General features: G+C 68.3%; 11 protein-coding genes. 8 read left to right on the top strand and 3 right to left on the bottom strand.

Features of this window, described 5'->3' with window-relative positions:
• Positions 1 to 230 precede the first annotated feature (230 nt).
• A complete protein-coding gene (locus QNI11_RS02390) occupies positions 231 to 2453 on the top strand; it encodes a transglycosylase domain-containing protein (protein WP_283982204.1) in 2223 nt (740 codons plus the stop codon).
• A 329-nt stretch (positions 2454 to 2782) separates the two neighbouring features.
• Here the strand turns inward: QNI11_RS02390 and QNI11_RS02385 are convergent, their stop codons facing one another.
• Together QNI11_RS02385 and QNI11_RS02380 are read right to left on the bottom strand one after the other, a co-directional pair.
• On the bottom strand, positions 2783 to 3388 hold the full coding sequence (locus QNI11_RS02385) for a phospholipid-binding protein MlaC (RefSeq protein WP_198521832.1): 606 nt from the start codon (positions 3386 to 3388) through the stop codon (positions 2783 to 2785).
• Positions 3389 to 3419: 31 nt separating this feature from the next.
• Positions 3420 to 4166, bottom strand: a complete 747-nt coding sequence (locus tag QNI11_RS02380; protein WP_100928038.1) for a VacJ family lipoprotein — start codon at positions 4164 to 4166, stop codon at positions 3420 to 3422.
• Positions 4167 to 4382: 216 nt separating this feature from the next.
• On the opposite strand from QNI11_RS02380, the gene QNI11_RS02375 reads away from it, so the two are divergent.
• From QNI11_RS02375 to QNI11_RS02345, 7 genes are all read left to right on the top strand, one after another.
• Positions 4383 to 6116, top strand: a complete 1734-nt coding sequence (locus QNI11_RS02375) for a type I secretion system permease/ATPase (RefSeq protein ID WP_100928039.1) — start codon at positions 4383 to 4385, stop codon at positions 6114 to 6116.
• A gap of 275 nt (positions 6117 to 6391) precedes the next feature.
• Positions 6392 to 7660: an HlyD family type I secretion periplasmic adaptor subunit gene (locus QNI11_RS02370; RefSeq protein ID WP_370314146.1), complete on the top strand. Its 1269-nt coding sequence runs from the start codon at positions 6392 to 6394 to the stop codon at positions 7658 to 7660.
• Positions 7661 to 7889: 229 nt separating this feature from the next.
• Entirely contained in the window at positions 7890 to 8354 is a 465-nt protein-coding gene (locus QNI11_RS02365) for a RidA family protein (protein ID WP_100928040.1), read from the top strand.
• On the top strand, positions 8351 to 9103 hold the full coding sequence (locus QNI11_RS02360) for a glycerophosphodiester phosphodiesterase family protein (RefSeq protein ID WP_100928041.1): 753 nt from the start codon (positions 8351 to 8353) through the stop codon (positions 9101 to 9103). The genes QNI11_RS02365 and QNI11_RS02360 overlap by 4 nt, the downstream gene beginning before the upstream one ends.
• A 31-nt stretch (positions 9104 to 9134) precedes the next feature.
• Entirely contained in the window at positions 9135 to 10334 is a 1200-nt protein-coding gene (locus tag QNI11_RS02355; protein WP_283982203.1) for a GNAT family N-acetyltransferase, read from the top strand.
• A complete protein-coding gene (locus tag QNI11_RS02350; protein ID WP_100928043.1) occupies positions 10331 to 10627 on the top strand; it encodes a 4a-hydroxytetrahydrobiopterin dehydratase in 297 nt (98 codons plus the stop codon). Before QNI11_RS02355 ends, QNI11_RS02350 begins: the two co-directional genes overlap by 4 nt.
• Before the next feature lie 228 nt (positions 10628 to 10855).
• Positions 10856 to 12256: a nucleobase:cation symporter-2 family protein gene (locus tag QNI11_RS02345; protein WP_283982202.1), complete on the top strand. Its 1401-nt coding sequence runs from the start codon at positions 10856 to 10858 to the stop codon at positions 12254 to 12256.
• 124 nt (positions 12257 to 12380) lie between these two features.
• Here the strand turns inward: QNI11_RS02345 and QNI11_RS02340 are convergent, their stop codons facing one another.
• Positions 12381 to 13769, bottom strand: a complete 1389-nt coding sequence (locus tag QNI11_RS02340; protein WP_283982201.1) for a vanadium-dependent haloperoxidase — start codon at positions 13767 to 13769, stop codon at positions 12381 to 12383.
• Positions 13770 to 13917 lie beyond the last annotated feature (148 nt).

The raw sequence follows: 13917 nt of genomic DNA, 5'->3' as shown, positions 1-13917 counted from the left end.
CCCCCCGCATTGCACTGGCAGCAAAGCGGGGGAGACCGCCCGAATTGAAGAGTTTGACGGAAAATGAGGCGTTCCATTAATCCGCCGCGCACAAAAAATGTGCCGTATGCGATAATTGCCTATATTTTGCGCAAAACAAAAACGTCAGCTTTGCCGGGAAGAGGTCAACATTCCGAGTCGGAAAGGGTAGAGTCGCCGCAACGAACAAACCTGAGCAGGCGCAGTTTCACATGAGTTCCACGCGAAAGCCCGGACGGCTGGTGGCGGACCGCAGGTATGGCGGACAATCGACCCGCCAGACCGCGAAATCCAAGACCGCGGCAGCGGGCAAGACCACGGCCAAGAAAACCCCGACGAAGCGGCGCCGCGCGCCCAGGCAGCGGCGCGGCGGGTTCGCCGGGCTGATCACCGGGTTCTTCGGCTGGATCTTCCGGCTGGTCTTCAAGATCACCGTCTCGGTGGCGGTCCTCGTGGCGCTGGTGATCGGGGCCTGGGTGCTCTACGTCGAATCGACCCTGCCGGAGGTGGAAACGCTGCTCGACGGGCGCGCCCGCGGCTCGGTCACGCTGCTCGACCGAGACGGCGCGGTCTTTGCGCTGCGCGGCGACCAGTTCGGCGGCGTGGTCACCGCCGAAAGCGTCAGCCCGCACCTCAAGAACGCCGTGGTCGCCACGGAGGACAAGCGCTTCTACCGCCACTTCGGCGTCAGCCCGCGGGGCATCGCCTCGGCGGTGCGGATCAACCTCAGCGAAGGCCGGGGCGCGCTGCAGGGGCACGGCGGCTCCACCATCACGCAGCAGACCGCGAAACTCCTCTGCCTCGGCAAGGTCTACGATCCCAAGGTCTGGAAGTCGGAGGCCGATTACGTCGCCGACTGCCGCCAGTCCTCGCTGGAGCGCAAGGCCAACGAGGCGATCTTCGCCATGGCGATGGAGGTGAAGTACACCAAGAACGAGATCCTCTCGATCTACCTCAACCGCGCCTACATGGGCGGCGGCGCCTACGGGGCAGAGGCCGCCTCGCAACGCTACTTCGGCAAGCACGCGGCGCAGCTGAACCCGGCCGAGGGCGCGATGCTGGCGGGGTTGCTGACCGCCCCCTCGACGCTGGCGCCGACCTCGAACCTCGAACGCAGCCAGGCCCGCGCGGCCACGGTGCTGCGGCTGATGGCCGATCAGGGCTACATCACCGAGGAGGAGATGCGCCAGTACCAGAACAACCCGGCGACGCTGGGCAGCGGCGCGAACACCATGGGCGGCGGCTATTTCGCCGACTGGGTGATGCAGTCCGGGCCGGAGTTCTTCACGCAGGACACGACGGAGGACGTGGTGATCTCGACCACGCTCGACCCGCGCATCCAGCGCGCCACCGAGGACGCGGTGCGGCAGATCTTCTCCGAGAAGGTGAAGGACGGCTCCAAGGCGCAGGTGGCCGTGGTGGTGATGAGCGCCGACGGCGCGGTGCGCTCGATGGTCGGCGGGCGGGACGTGGACGCCACGGGCCTGTTCAACCGGGCCTTCCAGGCGGTGCGGCAGACCGGCTCTGCCTTCAAGCCCTTCGTCTATGCGACGGCGCTGGAACTCGGGTACTCGCCGCTCGACACGGTGGTGGACGAACGCTGGTGCGTGGACATGCCGGGCGGGCAGAAGGACTACTGCCCGGACAACTACAGCCGCAACTTCCACGGCCGGGTGACGCTGGCAGAGGCGCTGGCGCGCTCGCTGAACGTGCCGGCGGTGAAGGTCTCCGAATCGGTGGGGCGCGACCTGGTGATGCGCGTGGCGCGCGACTTCGGCCTCTACCGCGACCTGACGGACACGCCGTCGCTGGCGCTCGGCGCGTCTGAGGCGACGCTTCTGGAGATGACCGGCGCCTACGCGGGCATCCTGAACGGCGGCTCCTCGGTGACGCCCTACGGCCTGCAGGAACTGCGCCTGAAAGGCGACACGGAGGCGTTGATGGGCACCGGCGGCGGCATCGGCGAACGCGTGGTGCAGGAAAGCGCCGCGCGGCAGCTCACGTGGATGATGCAGAAGGTGGTCGACGAAGGCACCGGCACGCGGGCGCGGCTCGACGGCTGGGAGGCGGCGGGCAAGACCGGCACCAGCCAGGAGGCGCGCGACGCCTGGTTCGTGGGCTTCACCGCGGATTACGTGGCCGGGGTCTGGATGGGCTACGACGACAACACGCCGCTCTCCGGCGTGACCGGCAGCGGCCTTCCCGCCGAGATCTGGCACGAGGTGATGGCACGGGTCCACGATGGCCTGCCCCCGAAACCCCTGCCGGTGCAGGCACCCGTGGCCCCCGCCCCGCCGCCGGAACCGGAACCGCAGCCCGTGCCGCAACAGGCCCCCGAGGTCGCGGTCCCCCGCGGCGGCGGCACCACCCGCGAGGTCCCCAAGAGCGTATTGGAACAGGTCCTCCGCGACATCCTCGGCGGCGGCAACCGCTGACACCGGCCGTCGGCCGGGGCGGCGCACAGCCCCGCCCTACGGGCCGGCAGCGTTTCGGCCACCGATGCGCTTGGGTCCGGGGTTCAGGAAATGGGGGCTCCGCCCCCGCCGCTCCTTCGGAGCCGCTCCCCCGAGGTATTTGGACCAAGATGAAGGTGCAGGACAGCTCCAAGATGTCCTCTGGATTGGGTCTTCACCTCGCCAGGGTCTTCATCTTGGCTGAAATACCTCGGGGGAGGCCGCAGGCCGGGGGCGGAGCCCCCTCTTCGTGCCGGGCCGATCGGGGGCGAGGCCAGTCGGCGTCACGCGGCCCCGCCCAGATGCTCCGGTCAGGAGGCCGTCCTGAGGTCCTGGATCAGCGCGTCGATGTTGCCGCGGCGGCGGTCCAGCATGGCGCCCACCTCGGTGCGTTCGGTCAGGAGCATGTTCACCCCTTCGATGAACAGGTTGAACAGCAGCGGGCGGCCGGTGCGGTCGGAGACGTGGAACGAGACGGTGAACGGGCTCGTGCCGCGCAGGAAGGCGGTGGTCTGCACCTCGTAGTAGTTCTTCACCGCCTTGACCGACTGCACTTCCAGCCGGCCGCCGATGAATTCACGGAAGCGCTTGCCGTACTTGCGCGAGATGTATCCGGTGAAGGCGTCCGAGAAGGCCTTCTTCTGCGCGGCCGTCGCGGTGCGCCCGTCGTTGCCGAGGGCGTAGGCGGCGATGTAGGGGATGTCGCCGTAGGTGCGGAAGATGCGTTCGAAGTCGGTGTACATCGCGCGTTCGGACTTGCCGCTGGCGATGACGCTGTTGATCTCGCCGACGAGGCCGTCGATCAGACCGCGGGCCTGGCCTTCGGTCAGCGCGAGGGCGGGCATCGGGAGGGCCAGCGCGAGGAGGCTTGCGCCGCCGAGGGCGAGTACCGTGCGTCTGGTGTACATCGTGTCCATGTCGAATGCCTTTCTGGAAAAGGGGTGCCGGTCAGAAACCGGTGGTGTCGAGCGCCATCGGGTCGATGTCGGCGGCGCCCGGGGCGTCTTCGCCCAGTTCGAACCGGCGGTTCTGCAGGTACATGAGCCGCGCCTGGGCGTAGCTGTCGGCGCTGTCGTAGAGCACCGAATCGACGGTCTCGCCGAATTCGCCGCGGGTGATGACGGTGTCGGCGGCATTCGCGAGGGTGCCGATGTATCTCTCGGGCGAGTCGAGCGCGTAGCTCAGCGGGTTGGTCACGAGGTCCACGGCGGCGCCCACGGCGTCCCGCTCGGTCGAGGGGCCGACCAGCGGCAGTTCGAGGTAGGCGCCCTCGGGCAGGCCCCAGACGGCCAGCGTCTCGCCGAAGTCGCTTTCGTCCGACACGAGGCCGATCTCGGCGGCCGGGTCGAGGATGCCGAGCCCCAGCGTCGCGTTCATGGTGAAGCGCAGCGTGTTCTTCGTCGCGCGCCACAGGCGCAGCTGCAGAAGCTGGTTCAGGACGGTCTGCGGCGTGCCGACGGTGTCGGCGAACTGTGCCACCGCCTGCCGGCTGCCTGCGGGAATGCCGTCGGCCAGGCCCGCGCCGGTGCCGCGCAGCACACGTTCGTCGACCTTGCGGTTGAAGGCGTGCACGCGGCGGTTCTGGGCCTCGTAGGGATCCCACACGCCATCCGGCGCCTGTCCCGGGCCGGGGACCGAACAGGCCGCCAGAGACGCCGCCACGATGAGTGCGAAAACCGCACGAGTCCTGAGCATTCGGACCGCCCCCCGTCGAAAGTCCTTGGATCGCCACACGGCTTCCGTAAAAGACAAGGTAGTTTCATTTTACAAGGTGCCCAAGCAAGCAACCTGCATTCAGCACTTTTGTGGCACAAAGGCGACAAGGGCAAGCACCGGGAGGATCCGCCGGCATACGCGGCGGAAGGCTGCCAGATCCCATGATCGCCCCGCCGGCCAACCGCGAGGAGGCACATGAGTAAACAGGAATTTGAAAAGGGCCGCGACGAGCTGAGGGCAGCGCGGCGGCAATCACGGCCATATTACTGGTTCGTCGCGATCTTCAGCTTTCTCGTGAACATGCTGATGCTGACCGGCCCGCTCTACATGCTTCAGGTCTACGACCGGGTGCTGGGCTCGCGGTCGGAGGCGACGCTGGTCGCGCTGACCGTGCTGGTCGTCTTCCTCTACGGCATGATGGGCATCCTCGACTACGTCCGCGGGCGCGTCATGGGCCGGGTCGCCGCGCGCTTCCAGGCGGCGCTGGACCTGCGCGTCTTCGACGCCGTGCTGCGGCGCTCGACCGTCAAGAACGACGAACTGGCCCAGACCGGCCTGCGCGACCTGGAATCGGTGCAGCGGCTGATGTCCTCGCCGGTGCTGCTGGCGGCCTTCGATATCCCGTGGTCGCCGATCTTCCTCTTGGGGCTGTTCATCTTCCACCCGTGGATGGGCTACCTCGCGCTGGTGGGCGGCGGTTTCCTGATCGTGGTGACGCTGGCCAACCAGGTGATCTCGCGCAATCCGACGCTGAAATCCAACGTTGCCGTCATGCAGGCGGAGCGGACCTCGGACCAGATCCGGCAGGAGGCGGAGATGGTGCAGGCGCTCGGCATGCGGCGCGACGCCTTCGTCCGCTGGATCGGCGCGCGCGGTCAGGCGCTGTCGGGTCAGATCGCCACCGCCGACATCACCGGCACCTTCACGACCATGACCAAGACCTTCCGGATGCTGTTGCAGTCCGGGATGCTGGGGCTGGGCGCCTACCTCGTGCTGCAGGGCGACCTGTCGCCGGGCGCGATGATCGCCGGCTCCATCCTGATGGGCCGCATGCTGGCGCCCATCGAACTGGCCATCGGCCAGTGGCCGCTGGTCACGCGGGCGCGCAAGGGCTGGACCAACCTCGCCCAGCTTCTGTCCGAGGTGCCGGAGGACCCGCCGCGCACCGCCCTGCCCCGCCCCGCGGCGAAGCTCGACGTGCAGCAGCTGACCGTGGTCGCCCCGGGCGAACAGCAGGCGGCGCTGCGGCTGGTCAGCTTCAACGTGGCCCCCGGAGAGGCAGTCGGCGTGATCGGTCCTTCGGGATCGGGCAAGTCGACGCTGGCCCGCGCGCTGACCGGCATCTGGCGCCCGGCGGGCGGCAAGATCCGGCTGGATGGCGCCTCGCTCGACCAGTACGGACCGGACGTTCTGGGCCGTCACGTGGGCTACCTGCCCCAGCGTGTCACGCTGTTCGACGGCACGATTGCCGAGAACATCGCCCGCCTTTCGCCCCAGCCCGACGCCGAGAAGGTCGTGGAGGCGGCGCGCAAGGCCGATGCGCACGAGATGATCCTGAAGCTGCCGAACGGCTATGACACCCGTGTCACGGCGATCGGCGGGCGGCTGAGCGGCGGGCAGATGCAGCGCATCGGGCTGGCGCGCGCGATGTACGGCGACCCGGTGATCCTCGTGCTGGACGAGCCGAACTCCAACCTCGACAACGAGGGGTCGGAGGCGGTCAACAAGGCCATCGCGGGCTTCAAGGCCGAGGGGAAATCCGTGCTGATCATGGCGCACCGTCCCGCGGCCATCAAGGAATGCACCAAGCTTCTGATGCTGGAAGGCGGGCAGCGCGTGGCCTTCGGACCGAAGGACGAGGTGCTGCAGCAGATGGTGAAGAACCACCAGCAGATCCAGAAGGCGGCGACGCCCGGAGGTGTGAGATGAGCGACAGGACCGAGGACGACACCCGGGCGACACCGGGCACGGCCGGCAACGCCGCCGCCAATCCGCCCGATGGAGCGGGCGCGGCTGGCAGCACGCAGGTTCTGGGCAGGATGACGGCCGGCGCGCCGGGCGCGGATGGGGATGCCGGGGCGCCAACGCCGGCGGCTGCCGCGGCTGCGGCTGTGGCGGCCCGGGCGGCGGCGTCGAACACGGGCGGCGGCGGGGGCATGACCCCGGCGCTGCCGTCGCATGCCTCCTTCCCGACGCGCGGCCCGATGACGGTGGGTGTGCTCGCGGTGGCGCTGCTGGTCGGCGGCTTCGGCTACTGGGGCGCCACGACGAACATTTCCGGCGCCATCGTCGCCTCGGGCCAGATCCAGGTGGATCAGAACCGGCAGGTGGTGCAGCACCCGGACGGCGGCGTGGTCGCGCGGATCGCGGTGGACGAGGGCGACGAGGTGGCGGAGGGCGACCTGCTTTTGCAGCTCGACCCGACGCTGCTGCTGTCGGAACTGACCATCGTCGAGGGCCAGCTTTACGAGCTGATGGCCCGCCGCGCGCGCCTGATCGCGGAGCGGGACGGCGCGGAGGAGATCGTCTTCGACGAGGAGGTGCTGGCCGCCGCGCGCAACAGCGAAGAGGTGGAAGAGCTGGTGGAAGGCCAGCGCAACCTGTTCTTCGCCCGGGCGGAATCGCTGAACCGCGAGATCGAGCAGCTGGGCAAGCGGGCCGACCAGACCGCCGACCAGGTGCGCGGGATCGAGGCGCAGCAGGCGGCGCTGACCACGCAGCTGGAGCTGATCGGGAAGGAGCTGCGCGACCAGCAGACGCTTCTCGACCGCGGGCTGGCGCAGGCGAGCCGGGTGCTGTCGCTCCAGCGGGAGGAGGCGCGGCTGTCGGGCACGATGGGCGAGCTGGTGGCGTCGAAGGCGCAGGCGGAGGGGCGGATCACCGAGACGGAGATCCAGATCCTCGGGCTGGAGACGCAGCGCCGCGAAGAGGCGATCACCACCCTGCGCGACCTGCAGTTCCGCGAGCGCGAGCTGGCGGAGCAGCGCCGCAGCCTGCGCGAACGGCTGAGCCGGCTGGACATCCGCGCGCCGGTGTCGGGCGTGATCTACGGGATGACGGTGTTCACCCCGCGCTCGGTCATCCGGGCGGCGGAGCCGGTGATGTACCTGGTGCCGCAGGACCGGCCGCTGGTGATCGCCGCGCAGGTGGAACCGATCCACATCGACAAGCTGTTCGTCGACCAGGAGGTGGCGCTCAAGTTCTCGGCGCTGGACCAGCGGCAGACGCCGGAGCTGTTCGGCGAGGTGACGCAGATCTCGGCGGATGCCTTCGAGGACGAGGCCTCGCGCGTGCGCTACTACCGGGCGGAGATCGTGCTGAACGAGGGCGAGATCGCGCGCCTGCCCGAAGGCACGGTGCTGATCCCCGGCATGCCGGTGGAGGCCTTCATCCGCACCGAGGACCGCACGCCGCTGGCCTACCTGGTGAAGCCGTTCATGGACTATTTCTCGAAGGCGTTCCGGGAGAGCTGAGCGTCTGATGGCGGCGGGTCGGGACGGTGCGGCGCGGTCCTTTGCCCCGACGAGGTTTGGCGGACCCGGCTGCCTGGCCCGCGCCCCTGCCCCGGACCTGCGCCGCGTCGCGGGCAGGGCCGAGGTATTTTTTGCCAAGGTGAAGCAGCAGGGGGTTTCGCTTTTCCGGGGCGCGTTCTAGCGTCTGCCCGGCGGCCGGCAAGCCGCCGCGGCGACAAGGAGACCCCCGATGAGCAACGAGATCGAAGAGCGTCTGAAAACGCTTGGCCTGACCCTTCCCGACGCGCCCGCGCCGGCGGCGAACTACGTGCCGTACGTGCTGAGCGGCAACACGCTCTATGTCTCCGGGCAGATCAGCATGATGGACGGCGAACTGATCAAGGGCAAGGTGGGCGCCGATCTCGACGTGGAGCAGGGCGCGGCGGCGGCGATGGCCTGTGCGCTGAGCCTGCTGGCGCAGGTCAAGGCGGCCTGCGGCGGCGATCTCGGCCGGCTGAAGCGGGTGGTGAAGCTGGTGGGCTTCGTCAATTCGCTGGGCAATTTCACCGACCAGCCGAAGGTGATCAACGGCGCCTCGGACCTGATGGTGGCGGTGCTGGGCGACAAGGGGCGGCACGCCCGCTCTGCCGTGTCGGCGGCGGCGCTGCCGCTGGGCGTCGCGGTGGAGATCGAAGGCATCTTCGAGGTCGAATGATGCTGCCGCGCGCGTTTCTCGACCGGCCCGTCGCGCATCGCGCGTTCCACGACCGGGCGGCGGGGCGGCCGGAAAACAGCCGTGCCGCGATCCGCGCCGCCGTGGCGGCGGGTTATCCCATCGAGCTGGATCTGCAGCTTTCGGCGGACGGTCAGGCCATGGTGTTCCACGATTACGACCTTGCGCGGCTGACCGCGGCCAGCGGCCCGGTGGCGCAGCGCACGGCGGCGGAACTGGGCGGCATCCTTCTGCGCGACGCGGAGGACGGCATCCCGACGCTGACCGAGGTGCTGGAGATCGTCGCCGGACAGGTGCCGCTGCTGATCGAGGTGAAGGACCAGGACGGCCAGATGGGCCCGGATGTGGGTCCGCTGGAGGAAGCCTGCGCGCGGGCCATCGAAAGCTACGAGGGCGAGGCGGCACTGATGTCGTTCAACCCCCATTCGGTGGCCATGCTCGCACGGTTGTGCCCGCGCCGTCCGCGCGGCCTGACCACCTGTGCGGGCACCGCCGAGGATTACCCCACCCTGCCCGCCGCGCGGCGGGTGGAGCTGGCGGAGATCGGGCTGGCGGACGAGATGTCGCTGCATTTCATCAGCCATCACCACGAGGACCTCGACAATCCGCGGGTGGCGCAGCTGAAGGCGCGCGGCCTGTCGATCCTGTGCTGGACGATCCGCACGCCCACGGAGGAGGCAGAGGCGCGGCGCATCGCCGATAATGTCACGTTCGAGGGCTACCCCGCTTGATCGCCGCGCCCGCGGGGCCAGATTGGGAAGCATGAACACAGAGACTGCGCAGCGCGACGTGACCGTGAGTGTCCTGCCCTCGCTTGGCGACATCGCGCCCGGGGTCTGGGACGCCTGCGCCTGTCCCGAGGCCGGGGACGGCCAGCGGCCCCGCGACCCCTTTACCACCCACCGGTTCCTGAAGGCGCTGGAGGACAGCGGGTCGGTCGACGCGCGCACCGGCTGGGAGCCGCACCACCTGTCGGTCGAGGTGGAGGGCGAGGTCGTGGCCGTCGCGCCGATGTACGCCAAGAGCCACAGCCAGGGCGAATACATCTTCGACCATTCCTGGGCGCATGCGCTGGAGAACGCGGGCGGGCGCTATTACCCGAAGATGCAGATCGCCGTGCCCTTTACCCCCGCCACCGGGCGGCGGTTCCTGGTGAAGCCGGGCTGGGAGACGCTGGGCCGTTCGGCGCTGGTGCAGGGCGCGATCCAGTTCGCGGCGAACCACGGGCTGAGCTCGGTCCATGCCACCTTCTGCACCGGCGAAGAGGCGGAGGCCGGGGCGGAGATGGGCCTGCTGCACCGGGTGACGCAGCAGTTCCACTGGGACAACGACGGATACGCTGACTTCGACGCCTTTCTGGCGACGCTGTCCTCGCGCAAGCGCAAGACGATCCGCAAGGAGCGCGCGAAGGCGCAGGATTTCGGCGGCGAGATCCACATGCTGACAGGCGACGATCTGCGGCCCGAGCACTGGGATGCCTTCTGGCGGTTCTACCAGGACACGGGCGCGCGGAAGTGGGGCTCGCCCTACCTGACCCGGCATTTCTTCGACATCGCGCAGGAGACGCTGCGGGACGACATCGCGCTGGTGATGTGCGAGCGCGACGGGCGCTACGTGGCGGGGGCGCTGAACTTTGTCGGGCGGGACGCGCTTTTCGGGCGCTACTGGGGCTGCGTCGAGGATCACCCCTGCCTGCATTTCGAGGCGTGTTATTACCAGGCCATCGACTTTGCCATCGCCCACGGGCTGAAGCGGGTGGAGGCCGGGGCGCAGGGCGAACACAAGCTGGCGCGCGGGTATCTGCCGAAACCGGTGCATTCGCTGCACTGGATTGCGGAGCCCTCCTTTTCCGACGCCGTGGCGCGCTATCTGGAAGCAGAGCGGCGCGCGGTCGGTGAGGATATCGAGATCCTGACCAGCTACGGGCCCTTCAGGAAAGACAGACGGGAGGAACAGGAATGACCGAGAAACTGTCGGACACCGGACGCAAGACCGTGCTGGAACCGCTTTTCGACACCGGATGGGAAATGGTCGAGGACCGCGACGCGATCCGCAAGACCTACAAGTTCGACGACTTCACCGCCGCTTTCGGCTGGATGACGCGGGCTGCCATGTATGCCGAGAAGTGGGGCCACCATCCGGAGTGGTCGAACGTCTACAACACCGTCGAGGTCACGCTGACCACGCATGACGTGGACGGGCTGTCCTCGCTCGATGCGAAACTGGCGCGGAAGATGGACGGCCTTTTCGGCTGACCGCTGAGGTCCGGGCCGCGCCCCCTGAGTCCCGGGGGCGCCCGGCCGGCCGTGCCACGACTGCCTGCCAAAGCGGCAAACCGCCCGCCGGAATGCGTTTCGGCGGGCTTTCCGTAGATACCTCCCCACGTCACCCCCAAAAGCGGGCGAGGCGACTCGCCGCGGCGCTTGCTTGCTCGGACAATCGTCCTGCGGGAGCAAACGCATCCACGCGGTATGGAGGGACACATGACGAGTACATCGAACGATACGGGAACCCTGATCTACGGGCTGGACGACACGCCCGCGCCGCCTGCCGCCGCGCTGGCGGCGATGCAGCACATCCTTGCCTCCATCGTGGGGATCGTGACGCCGACGCTGGTGATCGGCGGCGTGCTGGGGCTGGGAGAGCACATCCCCTACCTCATCGCCATGTCGCTGTTCGTGTCGGGCGTGGCGACGTTCATCCAGTGTTACCGGCTGGGGCCTGTGGGCTCCGGGCTGCTGAGCGTGCAGGGCACGTCCTTCGCCTTCCTCGGGCCGGTGCTGGCGGCGGGTTTCGCGGTGAAGAACGCGGGCGGCACGCCGGAGGACATGCTGGCAATGATCTTCGGGCTGTGCCTTGCCGGCTGCGTCGTGGAGATCGTGCTGAGCCAGTTCGTCGACAAGCTGGACCGCATCATCACTCCGACCGTGACGGGCATCGTGATCACGGTGATCGGGCTGTCGCTGGTCAAGGTGGGTTTCACCGACTTCGCCGGCGGCGCGCAGGCGGGCGAGACGCTGGGCGCGCCGGTCAACCTGCTGATGGGCGCCATCGTGGTGGCGGTGATTCTGGTGCTGACCTTCGTGGGCAACCCGATGCTGCGCATCTCGGCGATCATGATCGGGCTGGTGATCGGCACGATCGTCGCCATGGTCCTGGGCCAGGTCGACCTGTCGCGGGCCGGTCAGGGCGAGCTTCTGGCGATCCCGCAGCCGCTGAAATACGGGCTCGATTTCGACATCGGGCTGTTCCTGCCCATCGCCTTCGTCTTCCTCGTGACCGCGATCGAGACCTCGGGCGACCTGACGGCCAACTCCGTCATCGCGGGCCAGCCGGTGAAGGGGCCGCTCTACATGAAGCGGATCAAGGGCGGCATCCTTGCGGACGGGGTGAATTCGGGCCTCGCGGCGCTGTTCAACACCTTCCCGAACACCACGTTCTCGCAGAACAACGGGGTGATCCAGATGACCGGCGTCGCCTCGCGGCACGTGGGTCTGTATATCGCCGGTATCCTCGTGGTGCTGGGCTTCCTGCCGGTGGTGGGCCAGATCTTCCTGCTGATCCCCAAGCCGGTGCTGGGCGGCGCGACGCTGGTGCTGTTCGGGACCATCGCCGTGGCGGGCATCCGCATCCTCGCCACGCAGGAGATCGACCGCAAGAAGGTCTACATCATGGCGGTGTCCTTCGGGCTGGGCCTTGGCGTGACGCTGGTGCCGGATGCGACGCAGAACCTGCCGGTCTTCCTCAAGCAGGTGGTCGCCACGCCGATCACGCTGGCGGGCCTGTCGGCGATCATCCTGTCGCTGGTGATCCCGGACACGGACGAAACCGCGAAGCCGGTCGAGACCGTGGCCCCGGTGGAGGAAGAGACGGCAACCGTCTGAATACCGTCGAAATGCAATGGAGGGTGTGCCGTCTGGCGCGCCCTTCCCGTCTCCGGAGTGCCGGAGCCGGAAAAGAAACACCCCCGCAGCGGACTGCGGGGGTGTCGATACCCGTAAGGCGGTGTCAGCCCAGACGCGGCAGCGCGGTGTCAAAGACCGTGTCGGCGATCAGGCGGCCGATCCGCAGGCCTTCGGTGTTGTCGGCCTCCCAGTGGATGCCGCCGTATTCGCGGCTGGCGCCTGCCTCGTCCGCCGCCTGGCTGAGTGTCGTCCACGACCGCCGCACCCCGCCCAGTTGCTTGGGCCAGTTCACGAGGTCGGGCGCGTAGCCGGTGAAGGACACGTGGTCGGTGCCCAGAAGATGTGCCAGCATCCGCGCGGAGGCGCCGCTGAATGTCGAATGCCCCGAGGTATAGGCCGGGAAGGGCGGCGTCGGGATCAGCGTCTTCCATTCCGCGTCATGGAACTGCGCGAACCTGTCCTGCGGCAGGATCGTGGTGCGGATCGCCGTTTCCGGGCGCAGCACGTCCATGTCGAACTTGCAGTCCCATGTCACGATGGCCGCATCGGCCTGCGACATGCTGATGAGCGCCATGAATCGCGCCTGGTCGACAAGGTCGAGGTCCTGCCGCTGAAGCAGGTCCATGGCGATGATCTGCCAGTGTCCCGGCGGGGTCGCGCCGCGCGGGCCGTCTTCCCAGAAGAAGGCGATCTCGGCCTGGTCCTCGGTGCGGAAATCGCTGGTCGCGCCGCCCCACTGGAAGACCTTCTCGAGCTGGCGCATGAACTCCTTGCTGTCCTGCCGCGGGAAGGGCGCCGGGCGGAAGTCGCGGGCAGAGCCGACCGCGAAGGTCTTCATCTTGCCCCAGCCGGGCAGCAGCGGGCCGCCGTACTGCTTGAAGGTCGGGCCGTTCTCGGCACCGAAGAACGGGCCGGTCGGCTGCCAGGCCATGGGGCCGTCGAGCTTGGTGTAGAGCAGCTCCTTCGATATCCCGATCCCGTCCTCGCCACGCCAGTCGAGCACGGCATGGGCGGCGTTGGCGCCCCAGACGATGGCGTTGTTCTTGGCCTCGCCGTCCTCGAACCCGTCGAGGAAGGCCATCAGTTCGCAATTGTCCCAGCCGAAGAGCGCATTGATCGCCGTGGCGACGGCGGTGCCGTAGGCGATGTCGGCGTTCACCGGCGCGGGCGGCTCGGGCAGTTTCACCGGCCCGGCGTAGCGCGGGGCCAGCCCGTTCACCGCCACGAAGCCCGCGAGGTGGCCGATGGCAAAGGCGCGGGTGGCGGGCGGCGGCGGGGTGGCCGTGTCGCGCACCTTCTGCACGAGCTGGTCGGACCACCACATCACCGGGGTCATCCGGCCCGGCGAGACCACCCCCTCGATATAGGAGGCGGCAGAGCGGCAGCTCTGCCCGGCGAAGGCCTTCGGTGCAGCGGCAACAATGGCGGCGGTCGTCAATGCACCCAGCGCCGCGCGTCTGCTGAATTTCGTAATCACTTGCGAGTCGGTCATATGGCAGCTCCCAACTTCAAATTAATGTTATTGGCCGATGTTGGCCGACGGTTGGAAAGCTGGCAAGTTTTTAGGCCGGAGGTTTCCCGAAAAGCATGGGGAAAACTCCATGATTCCCGTGCGACGGGCGGTCATGCGGGTGGTCGGC

Source organism: Sagittula sp. MA-2, from assembly GCF_030126985.1.
Taxonomy (GTDB): Bacteria; Pseudomonadota; Alphaproteobacteria; order Rhodobacterales; family Rhodobacteraceae; genus Sagittula.
Note: the sequence above shows the minus strand (reverse complement) of the source record. Positions and strands in the feature narration are given on the sequence as shown.